Source organism: Exiguobacterium sp. SRB7LM, from assembly GCF_015712685.1.
Taxonomy (GTDB): Bacteria; Bacillota; Bacilli; order Exiguobacteriales; family Exiguobacteriaceae; genus Exiguobacterium; species Exiguobacterium profundum.
This window is the reverse complement of record NZ_VWVR01000006.1, coordinates 1,083,989-1,107,655: the sequence shown is the minus strand read 5'-3', so window position 1 is coordinate 1,107,655 and position 23,667 is coordinate 1,083,989. Positions and strand designations below refer to the sequence as shown.

Sequence of the window (23,667 nt, the reverse complement as noted above, 5' to 3'; positions counted from 1 at the left end):
AAAGTTAAATACCAATAAAACATATCAAATTAGTAAGAATTAAGATTGGGGTAGCGATATGAACTTACCATTCATGGACATCTTTAAGGATTGGGCAAAGGATTATGATACGACGGTCGAGGGGCATGATGAGCAATATCACGAAGTGTTCATCGGATATGAGCAAATGCTCGATGAGGTTGCCCTACATGTCGAAGGAAGGGTACTTGAGTTTGGTGTCGGAACAGGAAACTTGAGCAGTCGAATTATAAAAGGGCATCCGTTGATTGCGATTGAACCGTCGCCGGAAATGCGACAAATTGCTGTTGAAAAGTTGGGGATTGAAGTACTCGAAGGTGATTTTCTCCGATATCCGAAGTTATCACATGTAGATACGATCGTATCGTCATATGCTTTTCACCACTTGACAGATTCTGAAAAAGCCACGGCCATTGGTCGATATGTCGAAGACTGGGAACACCCGAAGTTCGTGTTGCTTGATACGATGTTTGAGTCACCAGCAGCTCGTCAGGACATCATCGATTGGGCGACTGCGAAAGGGTACTCGGACCTCGTCGAAGATTTAAATCGTGAATACTATCCATATACGTCAACGATTCGTTCCATGTTAGAAGAGAACGGATACAACGTGACGATGACGCAGAAAAACAAGTTTGTCTGGCTCGTAATAGCCACTAAATAACGAGGAGGAATTACTCATGAAAACATATAATGTTGAAAGTTTTAACTTGGATCATACGAAAGTAAAGGCGCCGTTTGTCCGTTTAGCTGGTGTGAAAGAAGGGACGGCTGACACGATTTATAAATACGATATTCGTTTCATTCAACCGAACGAAGGACTCATGCCGATGCGCGCGGTTCATTCACTTGAGCATTTGATTGCCGAAAACAGTCGCAATCATTCCGAAGACATTGTCGATATCTCACCGATGGGTTGCCAGACAGGTTTCTATTGGACAATGCTCAATGATGGGAACTACGAACGAATGCTTGACCTCGTGGAAGCGACGTTGCGTGATGCGATGAACGCTGAGGAATTGCCTGCGCAAAACCCTGTTCAATGTGGGAATGCGAACCATCATGATTTCGAAGGTGCCAAAAAATTAGCGGCAGACATGCTCGCAAAACGTGATGAATGGCATATCGTCTTCAAGGACGAGGCATAAGATGATTGTCCGTGACGTCTATGAACTCATCGGAGACACACCGCTTATTGAACTTCGAACGCTTCCTATACCAGCGAATGTCAAAGTGTACGGAAAGCTCGAGATGATGAATCCAGGTGGGAGTGTCAAAGACCGACTCGGGATGAATTTGATTGAACGGGCGATTGAGCGTGGCGATGTGGCACCTGGTGGAACGGTGATCGAACCGACAGCAGGCAATACGGGAATCGGGCTTGCGCTCGCTTGTCAGCGATTCGGAATTCGACTCATGACGGTCACTCCTGAAAAATTCAGTCAAGAGAAGCAGGCATTGATGCGACTGCTCGGGGCCACCGTCGTCAACACGCCGACGGAACTCGGCATGAAAGGCGCGATCGCACATGCTATTGAGTTGGCCAAAGAACATGACGCCTATGTCCCAGAACAGTTCTCGAACCCAGATAACCCGGATGCTTATGTCGACATCCTTTCACATGAGTTGTTGAAAGATGTGCCACAAATTGATGTATTTGTAGCGGGAGCGGGATCAGGAGGCACGTTCACTGGTGTCGCCAAATCATTAAAGCCACTTGGGACGAAAACTGTCGTCGTGGAGCCGGTCGGTTCCATTATGAACGGCGGTGAACCAGGACCACATAAAACAGAAGGAATTGGCGTCGAAAAATGGCCGCCATTTCTGGAGAAGTCTTACGTCGATGCGATTCATACCATCACAGATGAGGAAGCCTTCTATTACGTGGCACATCTAGCGAAACAGGAAGGCTTGCTCATCGGTAGTTCTTCAGGGGCTGCCATTGCAGCATGTGTAAAAGAAGCGAATCAATTGACGGAAGGCACGATTGTCACCATCTTGCCTGATAGTGCAGAACGATATTTAAGTCAAGGAATTGTCAAGGAGGCAGAACATGCGTACAAAGACAGCACTCATTCACGGCGGTAAAACGACGGACCCGTTGACAGGGGCCGTCACGCCACCGATTTATCAAACGAGCACGTATAAGCAAGACGGGATTGGTAACTTGCGGGAAGGGTACGAATACTCACGTTCAGCAAACCCGACACGGACGGCATTAGAGACATTGATTGCCGACATCGAAGGCGGCGTGCAAGGATTTGCATTCGGATCTGGGATGGCAGCCATCTCGACGGTGCTTATGTTATTGAAATCTGGAGACCACGTCATCGTCGGGTCTGATGTATATGGAGGAACGTACCGTGTATTCAATCGAGTATTTCAGTCACGAGGCTTGGAAGCAACTTTTGTCGATACATCCGATGAAACAGCGGTTCGGGATGCGCTTCAAGCGAACACGAAAATGATTTATATCGAGACGCCGACAAATCCGCTCTTAAACGTGACGGACATTCGAGCGATGCGCAAGATTGCCGATGAAGCAGATGTGTTGCTCGTCGTGGACAATACGTTTATGACCCCTTACTTCCAAAATCCAATCGATCTTGGAGCAGACTACGTCCTTCACAGTGCCACAAAGTACTTAGGCGGACATAGTGACGTCGTAGCGGGACTTGTTGTCGCGCGAACGGAAGAGCAGGGCGAAGCTTTGGCGTTTCTTCAAAACTCTGTTGGCGCAGTCCTTGGACCACAAGATAGCTTCCTTGTTGTACGGGGAATCAAGACGTTGGCTGTTCGGATGGAAGAGATTGAATCGAATGCACGAGCATTGGTTGAATTCCTTCAGTCGAACGAGTCTGTATCACGCGTGCTCCATCCAAGTGTATCCAGTGAGGAAGCGAAGCGGATTCATTTATCGCAGGCACGTGGATTCGGTGGGATGATCGCATTTGATGTCGGTTCAGCGGAAGCGGCAGAAATGATGGTAGCGAAGACGAAATACTTCACGCTCGCAGAAAGTTTAGGAGCGGTTGAGAGTTTGATTAGTGTTCCGGCACGCATGACACATGCCTCGATTCCAGCCGAACGTAGAGCGGAACTTGGCATCACCGATGGGCTCGTCCGTATTTCGGTCGGACTTGAGGACATTGATGACTTGATCGAAGACTTGGCACAAGCATTAACAGCAATTGAACAAGTGAAACAATAAACGGTCAGGGCGCGATTTCGCGCCTTTTTTTCATGAAACAAAAGTCTTGTATCGGGAGTCTTTCATCGACTAAACTGTCTTTAACTTGTAAGAGAGCGGGTGAACGTGTGAATAAGGGAGTATGGACGACAATCGGGGCGTACGTCATGTGGGGCGTCCTTCCGATTTATTGGAAATTTTTGCAAGAAGTACCGAGCGGTCAAATTTTAGCACATCGAATCGTTTGGTCATTTTTATTTATTCTGCTCGTTCTGAGATGGACAAATCAGTGGAAAGAGTTCGGTTACGCACTTCGACATCCGGCTACACGAAACGCATTCATGTTGAACGGATTCATCGTCAGTGCCAACTGGTTTGTATACATATGGGCTGTCAATCACGGATATATCATTGAAGCTTCTCTCGGGTACTACATCAATCCTCTCGTCAGTATGGTGTTAGGGGTGCTCGTCTTTCGGGAATCATTAAATCGAGTCCAATGGATGGCCGTTGGGATTGCATCAATTGGCGTCCTCGTCTTGACGTTAGGATACGGCACGTTCCCGTGGATTTCATTCGTCTTGGCGAGTACGTTCGGATTCTATGGAATGGTGAAGAAACGACGTCCTCTTGCTTCTACGGTCAGCCTAGGAATTGAAACGCTGGCGGTGGTCCCGGTGGCATTGCTCTTCCTCGGAAATCAAGTTGTCACCGACAATATTGCGTATAACATGTCGCCTGTCATTTGGATCGCCCTTCTTGGAACGGGCGTGGTCACGGCGTTACCTCTTCTCCTATTTGGGTACGGGGCACAACATATCCCGTTCACGCTTGTCGGGTTTCTTCAATTTATCGCACCGACACTTAGCTTGATTATCGGGGTCGTCATGTACCATGAACCGTTTACGGCATACCATGTCTTTGCCTTCACCTGCATTTGGCTCGCTATTTTCTTCTTTAGTTGGAACAGTTGGGTCGTCGCTCGTAAACGTCGTCAGTTGATTTAGATTTGAAAGCTGTTACATCTCATCAAAACATGGTAATATGTTAGATGTCAGACTTATTTGTCAGAGGAGGAAATGAATCATGGAATTAGCCCGTTATATCGACCACACAGCTTTAAAGGCTGAAACAACAAAAGATCAAATTACAACACTTTGTGCAGAAGCGCTCGAATACAAATTCGCAAGCGTTTGTGTCAACCCGACATGGGTCAAATATGCAGCAGAACAACTCAAGTCAGATGATGATGTCAAAGTATGTACAGTCATCGGTTTCCCACTTGGTGCAAACACACCTGAGGTAAAAGCATTTGAAACAAAAGATGCGATTGCCAATGGAGCAGATGAAGTAGACATGGTCATCAACATCGCAGCACTCAAAGATGCTGACTACGATCTCGTAGAACGTGACATCCGTGCGGTTGTCGAAGCGGCAAACGGTACACTCGTCAAAGTCATCTTCGAAACATGCATGCTTACAAAAGAAGAAATCAAAAAAGCTGCCGAACTTTCAGTGAAAGCTGGAGCAGACTTCGTCAAAACATCGACTGGTTTCTCGACTGGTGGCGCGACAGTTGAAGACATTCGCCTCATGCGTGAGACGGTCGGACCTGACATCGGCGTAAAAGCTTCAGGTGGCGTCCGTGACTTCGAAGGTGCGAAAGCGATGATCGATGCTGGTGCGACACGTATCGGTGCTTCAGCAGGTATCGCGATTGTCACTGGTGGACGTTCAGACAGCGACTATTAATAAGTGGTTGACCACACGACTTAATTTCACTATAATATGATATGACGTGTGAAACACGTTTCCTTAGTCGTGTAATTCGGAGGGAGGGAAAACTAGTGGAAACTCGTGTCCGTAAAAACGAATCGCTTGAAGACGCTCTTCGTCGTTTCAAACGCGGTGTTTCGAAAGATGGCACACTTGCCGAAGTTCGTAAACGTCGTCACTACGAAAAGCCAAGCGTAAAACGTAAATTGAAATCAGAAGCTGCGCGTAAGCGTAAGAAATTCTGATTCCAGTTTCATTTGTAGAGAGGGTGTTGGCTCATGAGTCTTCAAGAACGCTTGACGGACGACATGAAGCAAGCCATGCGCGCGAAACAAAAGGATCGTCTTACGACAATCCGGATGGTCAAAGCGTCGCTCCAAAATGAGGCTATCAAACTAGGTCGTCAAGATCTTACCGAGGAAGAGGAACTCACGGTGCTCAACCGAGAGATGAAACAGCGCAGAGACTCCCTCCGAGAATTCGAAAGCGCTGGTCGTGAAGACCTTGCTTCCAAAGTAGCAGAAGAGATTGTCGTCCTAGAAGCCTATATGCCTGAACAACTTTCAGAAGATGAAGTGACCGCCATCGTCCAAGCAGCAATTGCTCAAACGAATGCAGCCGCTCCATCAGATATGGGTAAGGTGATGGGCGTCGTCATGCCGCAAGTCAAAGGCAAGGCAGACGGTGGTCTTGTGAACCGAATCGTCAAACAACAATTGACGAATTGATGAAAAAAGCAGTTACTTTTCGGGAAACCGAAAGTTTCTGCTTTTTTTTGCGTATTCTGAAACCACATTCAATCTTGTTTCGTATACACTAGAGATAGGAGATAGCTTTGAATTTGGAAGGGGGTAGCAAGACGATGACATTTGGTCTCGGAGTGATTCTGACAGTCTTTTTTGTCGGAGTCGTCCTTCTTGGAATTGAAGTGTTCGTAGCAGGGTTTGGATTGTTCGGTTTGCTTGGGATCGGAGCCGTCGTTGCGAGTTTGATTATGGCTGGTGCGACGATCGGTCAACTGTGGCTATCGATTGGTCTCGCGGCAGCGGTGCTAACAGGTCTCGGCTTTTGGGCATACCGCCGCTTGAGTACGAATCGTCCGCTCATTTATAAAGGGTTGATTTTGACGGATTCGACATCGACTGAAAAAGGCTACTTGTCCCACGAAGATCGAAAACAACTTCTCGGCAAAGTGGGAGTCACCTTGACACCACTTCGCCCAGCAGGTACTGCCGAAATCGACGGAGAACGACTTGATGTCGTGACGGAAGGTGGCTATCTCGATCAGCAGACAAAAATTCAGGTTTATAAAGTGGATTCTGGACGGATTGTCGTTCGAAGCTTTGTAGAACCGAAGGAGGATGTAACAGAATGACACCAGAATTACTGACAACGTTACTCATTACAGGTGGAGGATTGATTGCACTTGCCGTATTCTTCACGTTCGTACCGGTCGGACTATGGATCAGTTCGTTTGCAGCGGGCGTCCACGTCTCGATCTTCACATTGATTGGAATGCGCCTTCGTCGCGTTATTCCTTCGAAAATCGTGAACCCGTTGATTAAAGCGGTTAAAGCAGGAATTGAATTAAACACGAACCAACTTGAAAGTCACTTCTTGGCTGGTGGTAACGTAGACCGCGTTGTGAACGCATTGATTGCGGCGCACCGTGCGAATATTGAATTGTCATTCGAACGGGCTGCTGCCATCGATTTAGCAGGACGTAACGTGCTCGAGGCTGTACAGATGTCAGTTAACCCGAAAGTCATTGAAACGCCATTTATTGCGGGTGTCGCGATGGATGGGATTGAAGTGAAGGCGAAAGCACGTATTACCGTACGTGCGAATATCGATCGTCTCGTCGGTGGTGCGGGGGAAGAAACGATTATCGCCCGTGTCGGTGAAGGGGTCGTGTCGACAATCGGTTCACAAAACAACCACAAGCACGTACTAGAGAATCCGGATATGATTTCACGGACTGTCCTCACAAAAGGTTTAGATTCAGGAACAGCGTTTGAGATTCTTTCGATCGATATTGCCGACATCGATATCGGTAAGAACATCGGCGCGGTCTTGCAGACGGACCAAGCAGAAGCAGATAAGAAAATCGCTCAAGCGAAGGCGGAAGAACGTCGCGCGATGGCGATTGCACGCGAACAAGAAATGAAATCTTCAGTAGAAGAAATGCGTGCGAAAGTTGTCGGTGCCGAAGCGGAAGTCCCACTCGCGATGGCAGAAGCGTTACGAAACGGAAAGCTTGGTGTCATGGATTACGTGAACTACTTGAACGTTCAAGCGGATACAGAAATGCGAAAAGCGATTGGGGCACCTGTCGATTCTGAATCAGATAATGAGTGATTGATATGGATGGACTATGGGTACTCTTGTTAGCCGCCTTCGGAATTGCCTCGGCAGTGATGAAACGGCTCGAAAAATCATCGTCCTCTGGAGACCGTCCTCAAAGCAGTGAACTGAAACGCTATTTGGATTCGGTAGGGGACGTCATGAAAGAGATTGAAACGGCATTCGATGACTCGGACGAAAAACCGACACCACAAAAGGTGAGGCGTCGAGTCGCTCGAACGGTAGAAGAACGACCGGCTCCACGTGAACGTCATGTCGAGATGCCGAAAGTGAGCGCGCAATTCGAACAAGCGGTTAAAATTCCACCGATTCAAAAGGAAAAGAAACCGAGACAACTGAACGTTTCACAAAAGCGAATGCGGGAAGCTGTCATTTGGAGTGAGGTATTACAACCTCCTATCTCGAAACGGAAGAAGTGAACAGAAGGCAGTGACGTCATGTTACTGCCTTTTGCGCGTGGAAAATTACGCGGTCTTTCTTTCACGATAGGCGTGATAGTGCTAAAGTAAAAGAGGAATAACCGATTTTAATGAGGGGGCAATGCATCCATTGATTATGACTGATAAAATACCATTCGTCATGGAACATGCGAACGAAGCACAAGCTTTACTCGGACCGAAAGATGAAGTGTTCCAGGCGATTGAAACAGAATTGAAAGTGGCACTCATCCCAAGGGGTGAGGAGTTGATTATTCAAGCCGATACACTTGAGGCTCTTGAATTAACGAAACAAGTGATCATCACCTTGCAGACGTTAGTGAAAAAAGGTGCACGTCTAAATGAAAGTGATGCCATTAGCGTCATCCAGCACATTCAAGTCGGAAAGGGAGATGAACTGCTCGAACATTATGAACGAGTTGTTTTTACGACGAATAAGGGGAAACCGATTCGTGCCAAGACAGTAGGTCAAAGCCGGTATGTTCGTGCGATTGAACGACGTGATCTCGTCTTTGGTATCGGACCAGCCGGAACAGGAAAGACGTACCTAGCTGTCGTACTTGCGGCGCGTGCCTTAAAAGAAGGGCAAGTCAAACGGATCATCTTGACGCGTCCTGCCGTTGAAGCGGGAGAGAACCTTGGATTTTTACCGGGAGATTTAAAAGAGAAAGTGGACCCATATCTCCGCCCATTATACGACGCCCTATTTGATGTGTATGGCGTGGAACAGACGAACCGTTTGTTAGAACGGGGCACGATTGAAGTGGCTCCGCTCGCTTATATGCGTGGACGCACGTTAGAAGATGCGTTCGTCATCTTGGATGAGGCCCAGAATACAACAAAAGAACAGATGAAGATGTTTTTGACGCGACTCGGTTTTGGATCGAAAATGGTGGTCACAGGGGATTTGACCCAAGTCGATTTACCGAAAGGCAAGGCATCGGGGTTACAGGAAGCGTTACGCCTGTTAGAAGGCGTGGATGGTATTCATTTTGAACACTTCAGTGCGTCTGACGTCGTCCGTCATCCGCTCGTTAAGAAAATCATCAACGCCTATAGTACGGACCTCACTTAAATGTACGTGTGAGGTCACCAGATCGTGAAAAGGGGGGGCACGAATGCAGCAAGCTAAAAACTGGACAGTCGCGACCATCTCGTTGATTTTCTTTCTCTTATTAGGCGCCATTCTATACTTTACCGTGCGCCCATCCATCATCAGTGTGGAACCGCTTGGGATTGCCGAACAGGATATTCGGTCTCCGATCACGGTTGAGGACCGTGTTGCGACCGAACGATTGAAACAAGAAGTGACAAATGGTGTCGGCAGTCAATTCTCCTTGAGAAAAGAATTTGCAGACCAACAAATCGCTAAAGTCGAGCAGTTGTTCGCAGCATTCGACCAAACGGATGAGGAGACTGAACTGGCGGATATTAAAAACCGTCTAAATTCTACAGAGGCGAACGGTGTATTAGCTGATGAAGAGTTGAATTCGTTGCTTGAAGCGAGTGAAGATACCCGACAAACGGTAGAAGATGTCACAGTCACCGCGTTACAACAAGTGATGGACGACCGGATTGAAACGAGTAATGAAGCGGTCGCTGCGGCTCGAGACCGAGCAGCAGCGATTATCGATCAATCGCCGCTCTCGTTTGAGTTCCGCGCCATTTCGAAAACGTTAAGCGATGAACTCATCGTACCGAACTATGTATTTGACTCTGAGGCGACCCGTCAAAAAGAACAAGAGGCCGTCGATGCTGTCGATCCTGTCATCATTCAAGAAGGACAGTTACTCGTCAGTCAAGGTGAGGTGGTGACTCGAGAGATATATCGGAAATTAGAGCTATCTGGAGCCATCGATCCGAATCGTTCCCTTGCACCATTATTCGGGTCATTCTTGCTCAGCGCATTGTTGACCGGTGGGTTTCTATTCATGCTCATCCGCTCGAAAATCAAAGACCTGTTACTGAGTCCGAAAATCTTAGTGACGGTCTATGGCTTGCTACTTTTACAACTCGGCATCTTTTTTGGTGTCGGATATATCGGTGTCGATTTTACGACATATGCCTATATTTTAGCGCCGACAGCGTTCGTCGTATTGCTTCTACGCATCTTGATCGATGAACGAGTTGCGCTCGCCTCGGCCTTCATTACGATGATTGCCGGGAGTGTCGTTGTCACATTCGGACAGAGCACGAATTTCATGACGCTCGTGTATGTGGCGACGGGTAGTTTTCTAGCTGTCTTTTTAGTTGAACCGAAAATTCAGCGGAAGCGACTATTCTTATCAGGGGTGTTGCTCGGTTTCGTCAACATCATCATGGTCATCGCGTTACTCTTACTTCGGAACGTGCAAGTTTCCTGGGAAATGGCGATGTATCTTTCTGGATTTGCCGTCATTAGCGCCTTGCTCTCCATTGTCTTGACGTTTGGCTTCCTGCCATTTTTGGAACCGTGGTTTGGCGTCTTGTCTTCTGGTCGACTTGTGGAATTGATGAGTCCGACGCATCCGCTGCTGCGGAAACTTTTAATGGAGGCACCTGGTACGTATCATCATAGTATGATGGTGGCGAACTTGGCAGAGTCCGCATGTGAGGCGATTGGCGCAGATGGTCTTCTCGCACGTGTCGCAAGCTATTATCACGATCTTGGGAAGACGGAGCGTCCCCTTCATTTCATTGAAAATCAACAAGGTGGCGGGAATCCTCATGATCGCTTGACGCCTGAAGAATCGGCAGACATTATTATGGCTCATCCTTATGACGGAGCGGATCTGTTGCGACGTTATAAGTTACCGAAAGAAATCATCGATATAGCAGAGCAGCATCACGGAACGTCTTTATTGAAATATTTCTACGTTAAAGCGAAGGAAGATCCTGATAAAGAGGTGTTAGAGTCTCGTTTCCGCTATCCAGGTCCAAAGCCACAATCGCGCGAGGCTGCCGTTGTCATGATCGTCGATTCAATCGAAGCGGCTGTCCGCTCGCAGAAACAACCGACGCCAGAAAAAATCCGAATGCTCGTTCGAACAATCATTCGCGACAAGTTGGCGGATGGGCAGTTCGAAGAATGTGAATTGACGACGAAAGAAATTTGGCGCGTCGGAGAGAGTGCGTGTGAGACGCTGACCGGCTTGTTCCACGAACGAATCGAATACCCAGAATTAAAGAAAGAGGGAGAATTACATGCAAATCATCTCGAACGATGAACATGAATTGTTAACTACATCTCAAATCGAGCTCGTCGAGTCGATTTTACAACATGCCGCCCAACTAGAAGAGGTGGAAGAGCCGAGCGAATTGTCGGTCACGTATTTAACAAATGCGGAAATCCATGAAGTGAACCGAGAATGGCGAGGCAAAGATGCCCCGACCGATGTCATCAGTTTCGCATTTGATGAGATGGGGGATGACGAGATGGATTTCATGCTCGATGAAGATGAGCCACATCTTCTCGGTGACCTCGTCATCTCGGTAGAACGATGCCGAGAACAGGCAGCTGACTATGGTCATTCGTTTGAGCGGGAGCTCGGCTTTTTAGCAATTCATGGATTCCTCCATCTACTTGGGTATGATCATATGACACCTGAGGAAGAAGCGGAGATGACGGCAAGGCAAGAAGAAGTGCTCACTCATTTTGAGTTGAAGCGAGGCAACGTGTGAGACCGTTCCGTGTGGCATGTGAGGGAATCCTCCATGCCGTTCGTTCGGAACGGAACATGCGACTCCATCTCCTGTCGGCTTTTCTCGTATTCGTCTTTTCAATCTGGTTACAGCCGACAAGACTCGAGATCGTCATCTTGTTCGGGTGGGTGATTGCCGTTATTAGCATGGAAATGATGAATACGGCAATCGAACGAACGGTTAATCTCGTGACAGAAGACGTCCATCCACTCGCGAAGCAAGCGAAAGATGTTGCCGCAGGAGCTGTTTTAGTCGCTTCACTTGGTGCTGCCGTAACGGCGCTCATAATATTCGGTCCACGGCTATGGAACATGCTATACTAATAGTTCTGAAATAGAGAAAGCAGGTGCATTATGTATCAAGAAGATTTTAAATCCGGATTCGTCTCGATTATCGGACGACCGAACGTCGGGAAATCGACATTCTTAAACCGTGTGATCGGACAAAAGATTGCCATCATGTCGGATAAACCACAAACGACACGAAATAAGGTGCAAGGTGTGTACACAACCGATGATTCCCAAATCATCTTCATCGATACACCAGGGATTCATAAACCGAAACACCGTCTTGGCGACTTCATGATGAAAGTGGCGACGAACGCATTACGCGAAGTTGATGCGATTCTCTTCATGGTGAACGTGACGGAACCGCGTGGAGCTGGCGACGACTTTATTATTGAGAAACTCAAAGGGCTCGACACACCGATTATTCTCGTCATGAACAAGATCGATTTAATCCATCCGGATGAACTTCCGAAAGTGATTGAACAATATACGAACGAATTGGATTTCGCGGCGTACGTCCCGATTTCGGCGCTACAAGGCAACAACGTCGAACCGCTCTTAGGTGAGATCAAGAAATTGTTGCCTGAAGGACCGATGTATTATCCGGCCGATCAAGTGACGGACCACCCGGAGCGTTTCATTATCTCAGAGATGATTCGTGAGAAAGTGTTGCATAAGACACGCGATGAAGTCCCTCATTCGATTGCTGTAGCCATCGAATCGATCAAGAAACGTGAGAACTCTGAGATGATTGATGTCGAAGCCGTGATCATGGTGGAGCGTGATTCGCAAAAAGGAATCATCATCGGAAAAAAAGGGGCTATGCTTCGTGAAATCGGAACAGACGCGCGCCATGATATCGAAGCGCTTCTCGGGACTAAAGTTTATTTGAACCTATGGGTAAAAGTGCAGAAAGACTGGCGTAACAAGATGGGTCAGCTTCGTGACCTCGGTTTCCGCGACGACGAGTATTGAGCCATGTTACAAAAAGTCACGGGAATCGTCGTTCGTACCGTTAATTATGGGGAATCGAATAAAGTCGTGACATTGTTTACAGAGGAACTTGGCAAAGTCGCGATCATGGCACGGGGCGCAAAGAAACCGGGTAGCCGGTTTCACGCATCGAGTCAGCCGTTTGTGGAAGGTGTCTATATCTTTCCGTCTAGCCGAGGACTCGCTCAGTTAAAATCATCTGACGTCATGACGTCTTATCCTGAAATCCGAAAAGATGTCGAACGGATGGCATATGCGATGTATTGGTTAGAACTTGTTGATCGATCTGTCGAGGATCGTGTCCAAAATCGTCCATTATTTCGAATATTACGGGATGCCTTGCAGGCACTGAATGCGGGCATGGACGCAGATGTCATCACGCACTATGTTGAATTACGTATTTTGCATCTATTAGGCGTCGCCCCAGTCTTGACGGGATGTGTGCGCTGTGGAGATGTGACGGATCCCATGTACTTCTCTGTCGCGTCCGGTGGCTTTTTATGTGCGCGACATCCAGAAGAAGGTGTGATTCGGCTGTCCGAAAGATTGGCGAAACTACTTTATTTGATGAGTAAGCACGAATTGTCAGAGTTTCGGAACGTTCCGCTATCGGATGAGTCCAGAGTCCTTTTGCGCCTGCTCTTTGATGCTTATATGGAATCGTATAGTGGACTACGATTAAAGACGAAACGGGTGCTCGATCAAATGATTCGACTTCATCTGAATGAGGATTGACTTTTTATAGTGAATTCGATACGATGATGTACGATTAGACAAATGAAATAGCGTGCGCGATGAAGGAAAAAAGTAACTCTTCCTGTCATGAATGAAGCGAGTCCGGGGCGGTGTGAGCCGGGTATCATGAGAAGAGCGAATGGCGATTCCAGAGCGCCCACATCTTTTAAGAGTGGTCCCATTATTGGGGCAAGTAGGGTGGAACCGCGGGAATCAATCCCGTCCCTATGTGCTAGGCACATAGGGGCGTTTTTTGTCGTTTCAATACTATTGGAGGTGTCATTAATGAAGCACATGACAGTGCAAGAAATCATTCTCACGCTACAAAACTTTTGGGCGTCAAAAGGTTGTTTGACGATGCAGGCGTACGATGTGGAAAAAGGGGCCGGGACGATGAACCCGATGACATTCCTCAGAAGCCTTGGGCCAGAACCGTGGAACGTCTGTTATACCGAACCGTCACGCCGTCCAGCTGACGGTCGTTACGGAGAAAACCCGAACCGTCTTTACCAGCATCATCAGTTTCAGGTGATCATGAAGCCGTCACCAAACAACATTCAAGAGTTGTACTTGGAGAGTCTTGAACTGATTGGCATCAATCCGCTTGAGCATGACATCCGTTTCGTCGAAGATAACTGGGAAAACCCGACGTTCGGAGCAGCAGGTCTCGGTTGGGAAGTTTGGTTGAACGGAATGGAAATCACGCAGTTCACATACTTCCAACAAGTCGGTGGAATCGAGTGTGACCCGATTGCCGTGGAAATCACATACGGACTTGAACGCCTCGCGTCATATATTCAAGAAGTAGAAAGTGTATTCGATCTTGTCTGGACAGACGGATTCAAATACGGTGACATTTTCTATCAACCAGAATTTGAACATTCGAAATATACGTTCGAATTGTCTGACGTCGACATGTTATTTACGTTATTTGATACGTATGAGAAAGAAGCGAAGCGTGCGCTTGAAGAAAACCTTGTCTTCCCTGCATACGATTACATTCTAAAATGTTCGCACACGTTCAACTTGTTGGACGCAAAAGGCGCCATTTCTGTGACGGAACGTACCGGCTTCATCCAGCGTGTCCGGAACATGTCACGTGCGTGTGCCGCTAAATTTATTGAAGAACGGGAACGCCTTGGATTCCCACTTTTGAAACAAGAGAAAGCAGGTGACTTGAATGCGTGACCTTCTGTTAGAGATTGGATTAGAGGAACTGCCGGCTCAATATGTCTTGCGTTCAGAGAAACAGTTGGCGGAACGTGTTGACGCGTTCTTAAAAGAGGCGCGTGTTGATTTTGGCTCAATCGAAGTGTACTCGACACCACGTCGTTTGGCTGTCATCGTTCGTGATGTGGCTGAAACGCAACAGGATTTGGCAGAAACTCTTCGTGGACCTGCCAAAAAGATTGCACAAGATGCGGAAGGTAACTGGTCGAAGGCGGCACAAGGTTTTGCACGTGGCCGCGGATTGACAGTAGAAGATCTCTATTTCGCAGAAGAAAAAGGAGTCGAGTATGTCTTCGCGGAACGTCATGAAAAGGGACAAGAGACGCTCTCGCTATTGAACGGTCTTGAAGATGTGGTCCGTAGCTTGACGTTCCCGAAAAACATGAAATGGGGAACGAGCAGCCTACGGTATATGCGTCCGATTCGTTGGTTGATCGCACTCTTTGGTCAAGACATCATCGACTTCACAATCGAAGGCGTGAAAACGAATAACGTGACGCGTGGGCATCGTTTCCTCAGTAAAGGGGACGTGGTCATCTCATCACCTACCGAATATGTCCAGACATTAGAGTCTGCTTTTGTCATGGCGAACTACGAGATGCGTAAAGCTGAAATCGAACGTCAAATTCAAGAGCTTGCAACGAAACAAGGATGGACGATTCCACTCGACGCCGACTTGCTTGAGGAAGTGACAAACTTAGTCGAATGGCCGACCGCTCTCTTTGGGGAATTTGATGAAGCGTACCTTGACTTGCCTGAGGAAGTGTTGATCACAACGATGAAAGAGCATCAACGTTATTTCCCGGTCTATCTCGACGGAACATTGAAAAACTATTTTGTGACGGTACGAAACGGGAATGCCGAGCATCTTGAAAATGTGGCGCGCGGTAACGAGAAAGTCATCCGGGCCCGTCTTGCGGATGCCGTGTTCTTCTATGAGGAAGACAAAAAGACGAAAATCGATGATCAGCTCGGACGTCTCGATCGCATCGTCTTCCATGAAAAATTGGGAACGACTGGTGCGAAAGCGCGTCGTGTGACGAAAATCGCTCAGGAACTTGCACCGTTGTTCGAGGCAGACCTTGAAAAAGTAAGCCGTGCCGGTGCCATTCATAAATTTGATCTCGTGAGCCAGATGGTATACGAGTTCACAGAACTTCAAGGAATCATGGGTGAGAAATATGCACTCCAACAAGGTGAAGACAAGGAAGTGGCAGCGGCAATCCGTGAGCATTACATGCCACGCTTTGCTGGGGACGCTTCTCCAGAGACGGCAACGGGTGCCGTTCTTGCCCTTGCCGACAAATTAGACTCGATTGCAGCATTCTTTGGCATCGGGATGATTCCGAGCGGTTCACAAGACCCGTTCGCGCTTCGTCGCCAGGCCCAAGGTGTCGTTCAGATTCTTGGAGATTGGAAGATTGATCTCTCAATCGACACGTTGCTTTCAAAAGTTGTCGAATTACAACTGGAAGCAGGACTCTATGAAGCCGATAAAGAACAAGTTAAGGCACAACTAGATGAGTTCTTCAAATTGCGCTTGAAATATCGCCTGCAAGAACAGCAGGTTCGTTATGATGTGATTGACGCTGTATTGACGACCTCATTGACGGTTGTGCGACTCGATGCTCGCGCAGACGCGATTCAAGAATTTGTATCGACGGATGCGAAGGCGTTGATTGAGCAATTGTCGCGTGTCGTGAACATTTCGAAAAAAGGTGAAGCGGGAGATGTCGATCCTTCCTTGTTTGAGAACGATCATGAGATTGCATTGCATGATGCGATTGAACAGACCGCTCCTGCAACAGCCGAAGCTGTCGAGATGGGAGATTACAAGAAAGCGCTCGACCTTCTACAACAACTCGAATCACCGATTATGATGTACTTCGAACATACAATGGTTATGAGTGATGACGAGGCGGTCCGCCAAAACCGTCTCCATGAAATGAACCGACTTGCAACGACGATTAAGCGTGTCGCAGATTTCAACGCGCTCGTACTCTAAACAAACTAGAGGGGGTTGGCTATGCAACTGAATGAACGCCAACAAAAAATCGTCGAGATCGTGAAGGAGAACGGGCCGATCACAGGGGAACAAATCGCACAAGAGCTCTCATTGACACGTGCGACCCTGCGGCCTGACCTCGCTATTTTGACGATGACAGGCATACTTGAAGCTAGACCTCGTGTCGGCTACACGTTCGTTGGCAAACGGAATTCGTCGATGCTACGAGAAAAGTTAGATTCGCTGACCGTAGGGGACTTCATGTCTTCTGCGAAAGTCGTAAGGGATGAGATGACGGTATATGATGCGATTGTCACGTTGTTCTTAGAAGATGTCGGCTCATTGTTCGTTGTCGGACGTGACCGGGAGTTAGTCGGAGTTTTATCTCGTAAAGACCTCCTTCGTGCGGCCATCGGAAATCAAGACTTAGACCAGTTACCCGTCAACGTCATCATGACCCGCATGCCGAACATTACAGTATGTGAGAAAACAGAAACGTTGATTCGAGCTGGGATGAAATTGATTGAGAAACAAATCGATGCCATGCCCGTCGTAGAAGAAAAAGATGGGAAATTGATTGTACTCGGCCGTATGACGAAGACCAATATGACGAAGGTGCTCATTGCGTTAGCGAACGATGAGTCGATCTGAGGAGGAAATCGAATTGACTACGAAACAACTCGTGTTCGTTGTAAGTGACTCGGTCGGAGAGACGTGCGAACTCGTCGTCCGCGCAGCGAGTATCCAATTCCACGAGAATGCGATCGAAACCCTTCGCATCCCGTTCGTCGAAGATGAGCAGACGATTATCGATGTCGTCACGCAAGCAAAAGCACAACAGGCCATCATTGCGTTCACGCTCGTTAATGAGGAACATCGCGCCCTTCTCATGCGGCTTGGTGAAGCGCATCAAGTGAAAACGGTTGATTTGCTCGGAGATTTGCTCGATGTATTATCTAGCCAATTGAAAGAAGCGCCACGTGAAAAGCCGGGACTCATCTATCGATTGGATGATGATTACTTCCGAAAAATCGAGGCGATGGAGTTTGCCGTCAAGTATGACGATGGTCGGGACCCACGTGGCCTGAAAAAAGCTGATATCGTGTTGGTCGGTGTTTCTCGAACGTCAAAGACGCCGCTATCTCAATATTTGGCACTGAAACGATACAAAGTCGCGAACGTGCCACTCGTTCCAGAATCGAGACCGCCTGAGGAATTGTTTGATTTGCCTGCTGAACGATGTGTCGGGTTGATCATCTCCCCGGAAAAGCTGATTTCAATCCGAATGGAACGTCTCAAATCGCTAGGTTTGAAGCCGGAAGCAGATTATGCGCAGCTAGAGCGAATCAATCGTGAACTCGAGTATGCGCGTGGTATTTATGAACGAATCGGTTGCGATGTCATCGATGTGACGAACAAAGCAGTTGAAGAAACGGCAGGGATCATCTTGCGTCATCTTGAACAGTCTAAAGATGATTGAATGGGTAAGTGTTTCAATTAGTAATCATTGCTTCAAGAGGGTATAATAGAGTATTGACAGTACAGTGAAACGGAACGTGATGAGCGTTCCGTTTCGTTGCGAGATTGGAAACAGGGAGTGGTCAACATGCCACGAATACCAGATGAAGTCATCGCAGAAGTGAAACAAGCGACCGATATCGTAGAATTGATTGGCGAACGTGTCGAATTAAAGAAACAAGGACACCGCCTTGTCGGATTATGTCCGTTTCATTCCGAAAACTCACCTTCTTTCTCCGTTTCACCTGAAAAAGGGATGTATCACTGTTTCGGTTGTGGCGCCGGCGGTAATGTATTTACGTTCGTGATGGAAACCGAGGGATTGTCGTTTCCTGAGACGGTCGAACGCTTGGCAACACGGGCGAATATTTCGGTAGACGGGATCCAAGGGGACGAGGAACTGACGCGAGAACAGGTATGGCGCAAACAGATGCGTGATGCGCATCGCCTTGTCGCTGACTTGTATCATGAAGTGTTGATGAAAACAGAAGCTGGAGAAGTGGGCTTAACGTATTTACGGGATCGTGATCTGGCTGAAGTGACGATTGCGCAATACAAGATCGGTTTTGCCCCAGACCAACGACGCTTTACTGTCGAGCTGTTGGAGCGGCGCGGGTTTGATTTAGAAGTAATGGTTGAGGCAGGTTTGATTTCAAAGTCGAAGTCCGGTGAATATTTTGACCGATTTGAAGGACGGGTCGTCTTTCCGATTGCGGATCGAGACGGCACCATCGTTGGCTTCAGTGGACGAGCGATTGATGACCGACAACCAAAATATGTGAATACGGCTGAGACGCCACTCTTCAATAAGAGCGAGTTATTGTTCGGCTTCTCTCAAGCCCGGGCGACGATGCGTAAGAAAAAGCGTGTCTTCCTCGTTGAAGGGAACGTTGACGTTTTACAAGTCGCGCAAGCGGGCACACAAGAAGTTGTGGCATCGCTCGGAACCGCGTTCTCTCCTCAACATGCGAGGGCGCTATCTCGAATCGTGGATGAAGTCATTATCTGTTATGACGGAGACCACGCGGGACAAGAAGCGACACAAAAAGTCATTCGCCTCTTAGAAGCGTCTCCACTCGATGTCCAAGTTTTGCCACTACCAGAAAAGACGGACCCAGATGATTATATCCGTCAGAATGGCGCAACTCACTGGCAGCAGTTTATTGAAACTGAGCAGTTGAGTGTTCTCGATTTTATGAATCGCATGTACCGGCGAGGAAAAAACTTGAACCGAGAAGGAGAACGGATTCGCTTTATTGAATCTATGCTTGAAGAGATCGGGAAGACAAATGATTCGATTCGAAGAGATTTATATGTGAAGAAACTGTCGGATGAGTTTGAGATTCCGCTAGAGACGCTCCGTTCGAGAATTCCTCGTCCGACATCAAGTGAATCAACTCCCACCCGCGCGATGGAACCTGTAGAGCCGGTACGGAAGCGTTCGAGTAAAACAGGTGAGCCTCGTTGGATGAAAGCCGAGAAGTACTTGTTGCGTGCGATGTTGACGGGACCGGAGCAGGTCCGTTTCGTACGCGACCGTTTAGGGCTGCGTTATCAAGATGAAACCCATCGTATGTTAGTGTCAGCATTGTATGAAATCGTATCCGATACGATGACACAGGATGAGTTTGATCAAATCACGCTTTCGTTCATGGAGCGTTATTGCGATCAACGCCCTGATTATGCGATGCGTTTTGCAGAGATCCGTCTGATGGCTGGACCGGATGAACTGTCTGAAGAGGTTTTAGACGAATACATTCGGGTGATAAACAGTTATGAGGAGCAACGTCAAATCGAGCGTGCAAAAAGGGAAATCGCTCAAGACGCCGAAAGTATTGTAGACCAGGCGTCCAAGCTACAAGAATTGATTGCCCGTAGTCGTCGTCTTCGAGAACGATGATCGTGGATGAAGTTTGGAAGGAGTTGAACTGCTAGATGGCAGAGAAGAAGAAAGAGGATTTATTTAACGCCATAGAGGAACTTGAAAAGTTAGGTAAGAAAAAAGGCGTCGTCTCAATGCAAGCAATCCAAGATCGCCTTAGTCACTTCGAGGTGGATTCGGATTTCATCGATAACTTCATCGAAGATTTAGAGGCTAAAGACATCCGTGTCACAGAAGATGCTGCTGACGCAGAAGAAACACCTGCGAAAAAAGAGGATGAAGAAGTCGATTTGAACGACTTATCAGTACCTCCTGGAATCAAAATCAACGACCCGGTTCGGATGTATTTGAAAGAAATCGGACGTGTCGACCTTCTCAGTGCGAAAGATGAGACGGAGCTCGCTAAACGAATCGAGCAAGGGGACGAAGAAGCGAAAAAACGTCTCGCAGAAGCGAACCTACGTCTCGTCGTGTCGATTGCGAAGCGTTATGTCGGTCGTGGGATGCTCTTCCTTGATTTGATTCAAGAAGGGAACATGGGACTCATTAAAGCGGTCGAAAAATTCGACTACATGAAAGGGTTCAAATTCTCGACGTATGCGACGTGGTGGATTCGCCAAGCCATCACACGTGCGATTGCTGACCAAGCCCGTACGATTCGTATTCCTGTACACATGGTGGAAACAATCAACAAATTGATTCGTGTCCAACGTCAATTGCTTCAAGACCTCGGTCGCGAACCTTCTCCGGAAGAGATTGCCAAAGAGATGGAACTCACACCTGAGAAAGTCCGTGAAATTCTAAAGATTGCCCAAGAACCTGTTTCTTTAGAGACACCGATTGGGGAAGAAGACGATTCACATCTCGGTGACTTCATCGAAGACCAAGATGCGATGGCTCCTCAAGATGCGGCAGCCTATGAATTGTTGAAAGAGCAATTAGAAGACGTGTTGGATACGTTGACAGACCGTGAAGAGAACGTCCTTCGCCTGCGTTTCGGACTAGACGATGGCCGCACACGCACACTCGAAGAAGTTGGTAAAGTATTCGGTGTCACACGTGAGCGGATTCGTCAAATCGAGGCGAAAGCCCTTCGTAAATTGCGTCACCCGAGCCGTTCCAAACGCTTGAAAGACTTCCTCGATTAATTTCATATTTGAATAAAGTGTGAAGTTTTAGAAGAAAGGAAGGAAAATGAGTGATTTTCCTTCCTTCTTTATTATTTTTTGAGTAAAATAGTGTTGGATAGAAATTTGGAATGAACATGAGGGGGAACTACAATGCGTAATCCATTGTTACCGTTTGCGGCAATCGCAATCGTCGCAATTATTGCCATGGTATCATTATCGTATTTTGGGGTGAATCAGGCGCAACAAGCGGCTGAAGGTCCAGCAGTCACTGAAATGAACCCAGAAGAGTTGTATGCTGCGAAGGGTTGCACAGGTTGCCACGGCGGAAACCTTGAAGGTGGCGTCGGTCCAGCACTTACAGGTGTCGGCGATCGTCTCTCACCAGAAGAAATCGCAAACATCATCGTCAACGGTCAAGGTGCGATGCCAGCAGGTCTTGCATCAGCTGAAGAAGCAGAAGTGCTTGCGAACTGGTTGATTGAACAATAAGAGGTGACGCACTCCGTGATGGGGTGCGTTTTTTGTTGTCGAACTGTAGAGAATTCGATACGCTAGGGAAGAAGTAGAACAAAGGAGTTGTCTGTATGCAAGAACGTGTCATGTTAGACCGACGATTGAAGCAGGTTGTCGATTATATCCCAAAAGGAAGTGTGCTCGCCGATATCGGTTCAGATCATGCGTATGTCCCATGCTATGCCTTTCAGCAAGGAATCATTTCGAAAGGAATCGCGGGTGAAGTGAACGTTGGACCGATGGAAGCTGCGAGAGCACAAGTCGATTTGATTGGGGCCAGTGATGCCATTGATGTACGCCTCGGCGATGGTCTTGCTGTCTTACAGCCCAATGAAGCGACGTGTATCTCAATCTGCGGGATGGGCGGCAGTTTGATTCGCTCGATTCTCGAAGCGGGTCAATATAAGCTCGGTGCGGTCGAACGACTCGTCCTTCAACCGAACGTTGATGGGCAACACGTACGAAGCTGGCTGCTTGAACATGGATATGTCCTTGTCGAAGAGGCAATTGTAGAAGAAAATGATAAAGTCTACGAAATCCTAGTCGGAGAAAAAGGTAGTGAGACCATCTATAGCGACGCGTCGGACGAGCGGATGTGGCAGTTGTTATTCGGCCCATATCTCGTTCAAGAGCGACCGGAACCATTTAAACTCAAATGGAGTCGTGAAGCCGATAAGCTCGATTATGTGCTTGGACAGATGGCAGCTGGCATTCAATCGGATGCCTTGATTCAAAAACAAGTGGAATTCAAACGGATGCGTGACAAAATGAGAGAGGTGAGTCAGTAATGGCGAACGGCAATCAAGTGATTCAATTGTTTGAAGAATTTGCTCCGAAACATTTGGCGGTTGAAGGGGATAAAATCGGCTTACAGATTGGATCGCTCAACAAAGAAGTCAAACGGGTCATGGTCACGCTTGATGTGCTCGAATCGGTTGTGGATGAAGCGATTGAGAAACAGATTGATTTGATCATCGCGCATCATCCACCCATCTTTAGTCCGTTAGCTCAAGTCAATGACCGCTCCACGGCTGGGAAGATTACGATGAAATGTATTCAGCACGATATCGCGGTCTATGTCGCCCATACGAATTTAGACGTATGCAGCGGTGGTGTGAACGATTGGATGAGTGAGGCGATCGGTCTTCACGATACGAAAGTACTCGTCCCGACCTATGAAGAGCCGGTCTATAAACTATCTGTATTCGTTCCATCCACGCATGCGCAAGACGTATCCCGTGCTCTAGGAAAAGCGGGTGCGGGACATATAGGTGACTATGCGGACTGTCAGTTCCGTGTATCCGGAACGGGACAATTCACTCCGCTCGCAGGGACAGATCCCTTCATCGGTCGCCCACATGAAACGGAACAAGTGGACGAAGTGAAAATCGAAACGGTCGTTCGGGAGAGTCAGAAAAAGCGTGTACTAAAAGCAATGAAAGACGCCCATCCTTATGAGGAAGTCGCGTATGACCTCATGCGCGATGAAATCGACGGTCATGTATTTGGGCTAGGGCGAATCGGTCGACTTGAACAGGCCATGACACTTGAAAAGTTTGCCGAACACGTGAAAACAAGCTTTGGGGTTGAGGGCGTGCGAGTCGTCGGAGACCCGAGGCGTTCGATTGAAAAAGTTGCCGTATTAGGTGGAGACGGGAATAAATATGTGTCTACTGCGCATTTCAAAGGTGCAGATGCATATGTGACGGGTGATTTATATTTCCACGTGGCTCATGATGCGATGGCCCTTGGGCTTGCAGTCGTAGACCCAGGGCATCATGTCGAGAGTATCATGAAACAAGGTGTAATCGATGTGCTCAGCAAAAAGTTTGAAAAAGCGAAAATTAATGTCGACTTGATTCAATCTGTTGCCAACACGAACCCGTTTCAATTCAAGTAAATCCTAAA

Annotated in this window: 26 protein-coding genes; all 26 read left to right on the top strand. The window is 47.7% G+C overall.

The window, feature by feature from the left end; all coding sequences use genetic code 11:
• Positions 1-58: 58 nt before the first annotated feature.
• The 26 genes from F3H97_RS06550 to F3H97_RS06425 all read left to right on the top strand — a co-directional run bounded on the left by F3H97_RS06550 (position 59) and on the right by F3H97_RS06425 (position 23,659).
• The gene (locus tag F3H97_RS06550) at positions 59-682 is read left to right on the top strand and encodes a class I SAM-dependent methyltransferase (RefSeq protein WP_196430879.1); all 624 of its coding nucleotides are present in this window, start codon (positions 59-61) and stop codon (positions 680-682) included.
• 16 nt (positions 683-698) lie between these two features.
• Entirely contained in the window at positions 699-1,166 is a 468-nt protein-coding gene (locus F3H97_RS06545; RefSeq protein WP_074036589.1) for an S-ribosylhomocysteine lyase, read from the top strand.
• A 1-nt stretch (position 1,167) separates the two neighbouring features.
• The gene (locus tag F3H97_RS06540; RefSeq protein ID WP_196430878.1) at positions 1,168-2,106 is read left to right on the top strand and encodes a PLP-dependent cysteine synthase family protein; all 939 of its coding nucleotides are present in this window, start codon (positions 1,168-1,170) and stop codon (positions 2,104-2,106) included.
• Positions 2,072-3,229: a bifunctional cystathionine gamma-lyase/homocysteine desulfhydrase gene (locus F3H97_RS06535; protein ID WP_196430877.1), complete on the top strand. Its 1,158-nt coding sequence runs from the start codon at positions 2,072-2,074 to the stop codon at positions 3,227-3,229. Before F3H97_RS06540 ends, F3H97_RS06535 begins: the two co-directional genes overlap by 35 nt.
• A gap of 107 nt (positions 3,230-3,336) precedes the next feature.
• Positions 3,337-4,215 carry an EamA family transporter RarD gene (gene rarD, locus F3H97_RS06530; protein ID WP_074036593.1) on the top strand — a complete coding sequence of 293 codons (879 nt, stop codon included), beginning with the start codon at positions 3,337-3,339 and terminating at the stop codon, positions 4,213-4,215.
• A 79-nt stretch (positions 4,216-4,294) separates the two neighbouring features.
• Entirely contained in the window at positions 4,295-4,960 is a 666-nt protein-coding gene (deoC, locus tag F3H97_RS06525; RefSeq protein ID WP_012726656.1) for a deoxyribose-phosphate aldolase, read from the top strand.
• Between the two features lie 74 nt (positions 4,961-5,034).
• Entirely contained in the window at positions 5,035-5,229 is a 195-nt protein-coding gene (gene rpsU, locus F3H97_RS06520) for a 30S ribosomal protein S21 (protein ID WP_029334745.1), read from the top strand.
• Positions 5,230-5,262: 33 nt separating this feature from the next.
• Positions 5,263-5,712 carry a GatB/YqeY domain-containing protein gene (locus tag F3H97_RS06515; RefSeq protein WP_074036596.1) on the top strand — a complete coding sequence of 150 codons (450 nt, stop codon included), beginning with the start codon at positions 5,263-5,265 and terminating at the stop codon, positions 5,710-5,712.
• Between the two features lie 134 nt (positions 5,713-5,846).
• The gene (locus F3H97_RS06510) at positions 5,847-6,359 is read left to right on the top strand and encodes an NfeD family protein (RefSeq protein ID WP_031423231.1); all 513 of its coding nucleotides are present in this window, start codon (positions 5,847-5,849) and stop codon (positions 6,357-6,359) included.
• Positions 6,356-7,342, top strand: coding sequence for a flotillin-like protein FloA (gene floA / locus F3H97_RS06505; protein ID WP_012726653.1), 987 nt, complete (start codon positions 6,356-6,358; stop codon positions 7,340-7,342). Before F3H97_RS06510 ends, floA begins: the two co-directional genes overlap by 4 nt.
• Before the next feature lie 5 nt (positions 7,343-7,347).
• On the top strand, positions 7,348-7,767 hold the full coding sequence (locus F3H97_RS06500; protein WP_196430876.1) for a hypothetical protein: 420 nt from the start codon (positions 7,348-7,350) through the stop codon (positions 7,765-7,767).
• 121 nt (positions 7,768-7,888) lie between these two features.
• A complete protein-coding gene (locus tag F3H97_RS06495; RefSeq protein WP_074036604.1) occupies positions 7,889-8,860 on the top strand; it encodes a PhoH family protein in 972 nt (323 codons plus the stop codon).
• A gap of 43 nt (positions 8,861-8,903) precedes the next feature.
• Complete coding sequence (locus tag F3H97_RS06490) at positions 8,904-10,991, top strand: HD family phosphohydrolase (protein ID WP_012726650.1); 2,088 nt, start codon at positions 8,904-8,906, stop codon at positions 10,989-10,991.
• Positions 10,969-11,445, top strand: coding sequence for an rRNA maturation RNase YbeY (ybeY, locus tag F3H97_RS06485; protein ID WP_074036606.1), 477 nt, complete (start codon positions 10,969-10,971; stop codon positions 11,443-11,445). Before F3H97_RS06490 ends, ybeY begins: the two co-directional genes overlap by 23 nt.
• The gene (locus tag F3H97_RS06480) at positions 11,442-11,789 is read left to right on the top strand and encodes a diacylglycerol kinase family protein (RefSeq protein ID WP_074036607.1); all 348 of its coding nucleotides are present in this window, start codon (positions 11,442-11,444) and stop codon (positions 11,787-11,789) included. The genes ybeY and F3H97_RS06480 overlap by 4 nt, the downstream gene beginning before the upstream one ends.
• 30 nt (positions 11,790-11,819) lie before the next feature.
• A complete protein-coding gene (era, locus tag F3H97_RS06475; protein WP_012726647.1) occupies positions 11,820-12,728 on the top strand; it encodes a GTPase Era in 909 nt (302 codons plus the stop codon).
• A gap of 3 nt (positions 12,729-12,731) precedes the next feature.
• The gene (recO, locus tag F3H97_RS06470) at positions 12,732-13,481 is read left to right on the top strand and encodes a DNA repair protein RecO (protein WP_074036609.1); all 750 of its coding nucleotides are present in this window, start codon (positions 12,732-12,734) and stop codon (positions 13,479-13,481) included.
• A gap of 294 nt (positions 13,482-13,775) precedes the next feature.
• On the top strand, positions 13,776-14,669 hold the full coding sequence (gene glyQ, locus F3H97_RS06465; protein ID WP_196431848.1) for a glycine--tRNA ligase subunit alpha: 894 nt from the start codon (positions 13,776-13,778) through the stop codon (positions 14,667-14,669).
• A complete protein-coding gene (gene glyS / locus F3H97_RS06460; RefSeq protein ID WP_196430875.1) occupies positions 14,662-16,716 on the top strand; it encodes a glycine--tRNA ligase subunit beta in 2,055 nt (684 codons plus the stop codon). The genes glyQ and glyS overlap by 8 nt, the downstream gene beginning before the upstream one ends.
• Positions 16,717-16,737: 21 nt before the next feature.
• Positions 16,738-17,367 carry a transcriptional regulator CcpN gene (ccpN, locus tag F3H97_RS06455; protein WP_012726643.1) on the top strand — a complete coding sequence of 210 codons (630 nt, stop codon included), beginning with the start codon at positions 16,738-16,740 and terminating at the stop codon, positions 17,365-17,367.
• Positions 17,354-18,196 (top strand): pyruvate, water dikinase regulatory protein, encoded by an 843-nt coding sequence (locus F3H97_RS06450; protein ID WP_196430874.1) that lies wholly within the window; start codon positions 17,354-17,356, stop codon positions 18,194-18,196. The genes ccpN and F3H97_RS06450 overlap by 14 nt, the downstream gene beginning before the upstream one ends.
• Before the next feature lie 126 nt (positions 18,197-18,322).
• Positions 18,323-20,134, top strand: a complete 1,812-nt coding sequence (gene dnaG, locus F3H97_RS06445; RefSeq protein WP_196430873.1) for a DNA primase — start codon at positions 18,323-18,325, stop codon at positions 20,132-20,134.
• A 35-nt stretch (positions 20,135-20,169) separates the two neighbouring features.
• Complete coding sequence (rpoD, locus tag F3H97_RS06440; protein ID WP_012726640.1) at positions 20,170-21,264, top strand: RNA polymerase sigma factor RpoD; 1,095 nt, start codon at positions 20,170-20,172, stop codon at positions 21,262-21,264.
• A 132-nt stretch (positions 21,265-21,396) separates the two neighbouring features.
• Positions 21,397-21,735 carry a cytochrome c550 gene (gene cccA, locus F3H97_RS06435; protein ID WP_012726639.1) on the top strand — a complete coding sequence of 113 codons (339 nt, stop codon included), beginning with the start codon at positions 21,397-21,399 and terminating at the stop codon, positions 21,733-21,735.
• 95 nt (positions 21,736-21,830) lie between these two features.
• Entirely contained in the window at positions 21,831-22,547 is a 717-nt protein-coding gene (locus F3H97_RS06430) for a tRNA (adenine(22)-N(1))-methyltransferase (RefSeq protein WP_196430872.1), read from the top strand.
• Positions 22,547-23,659 carry a Nif3-like dinuclear metal center hexameric protein gene (locus tag F3H97_RS06425; protein ID WP_196430871.1) on the top strand — a complete coding sequence of 371 codons (1,113 nt, stop codon included), beginning with the start codon at positions 22,547-22,549 and terminating at the stop codon, positions 23,657-23,659. The genes F3H97_RS06430 and F3H97_RS06425 overlap by 1 nt, the downstream gene beginning before the upstream one ends.
• Positions 23,660-23,667 lie beyond the last annotated feature (8 nt).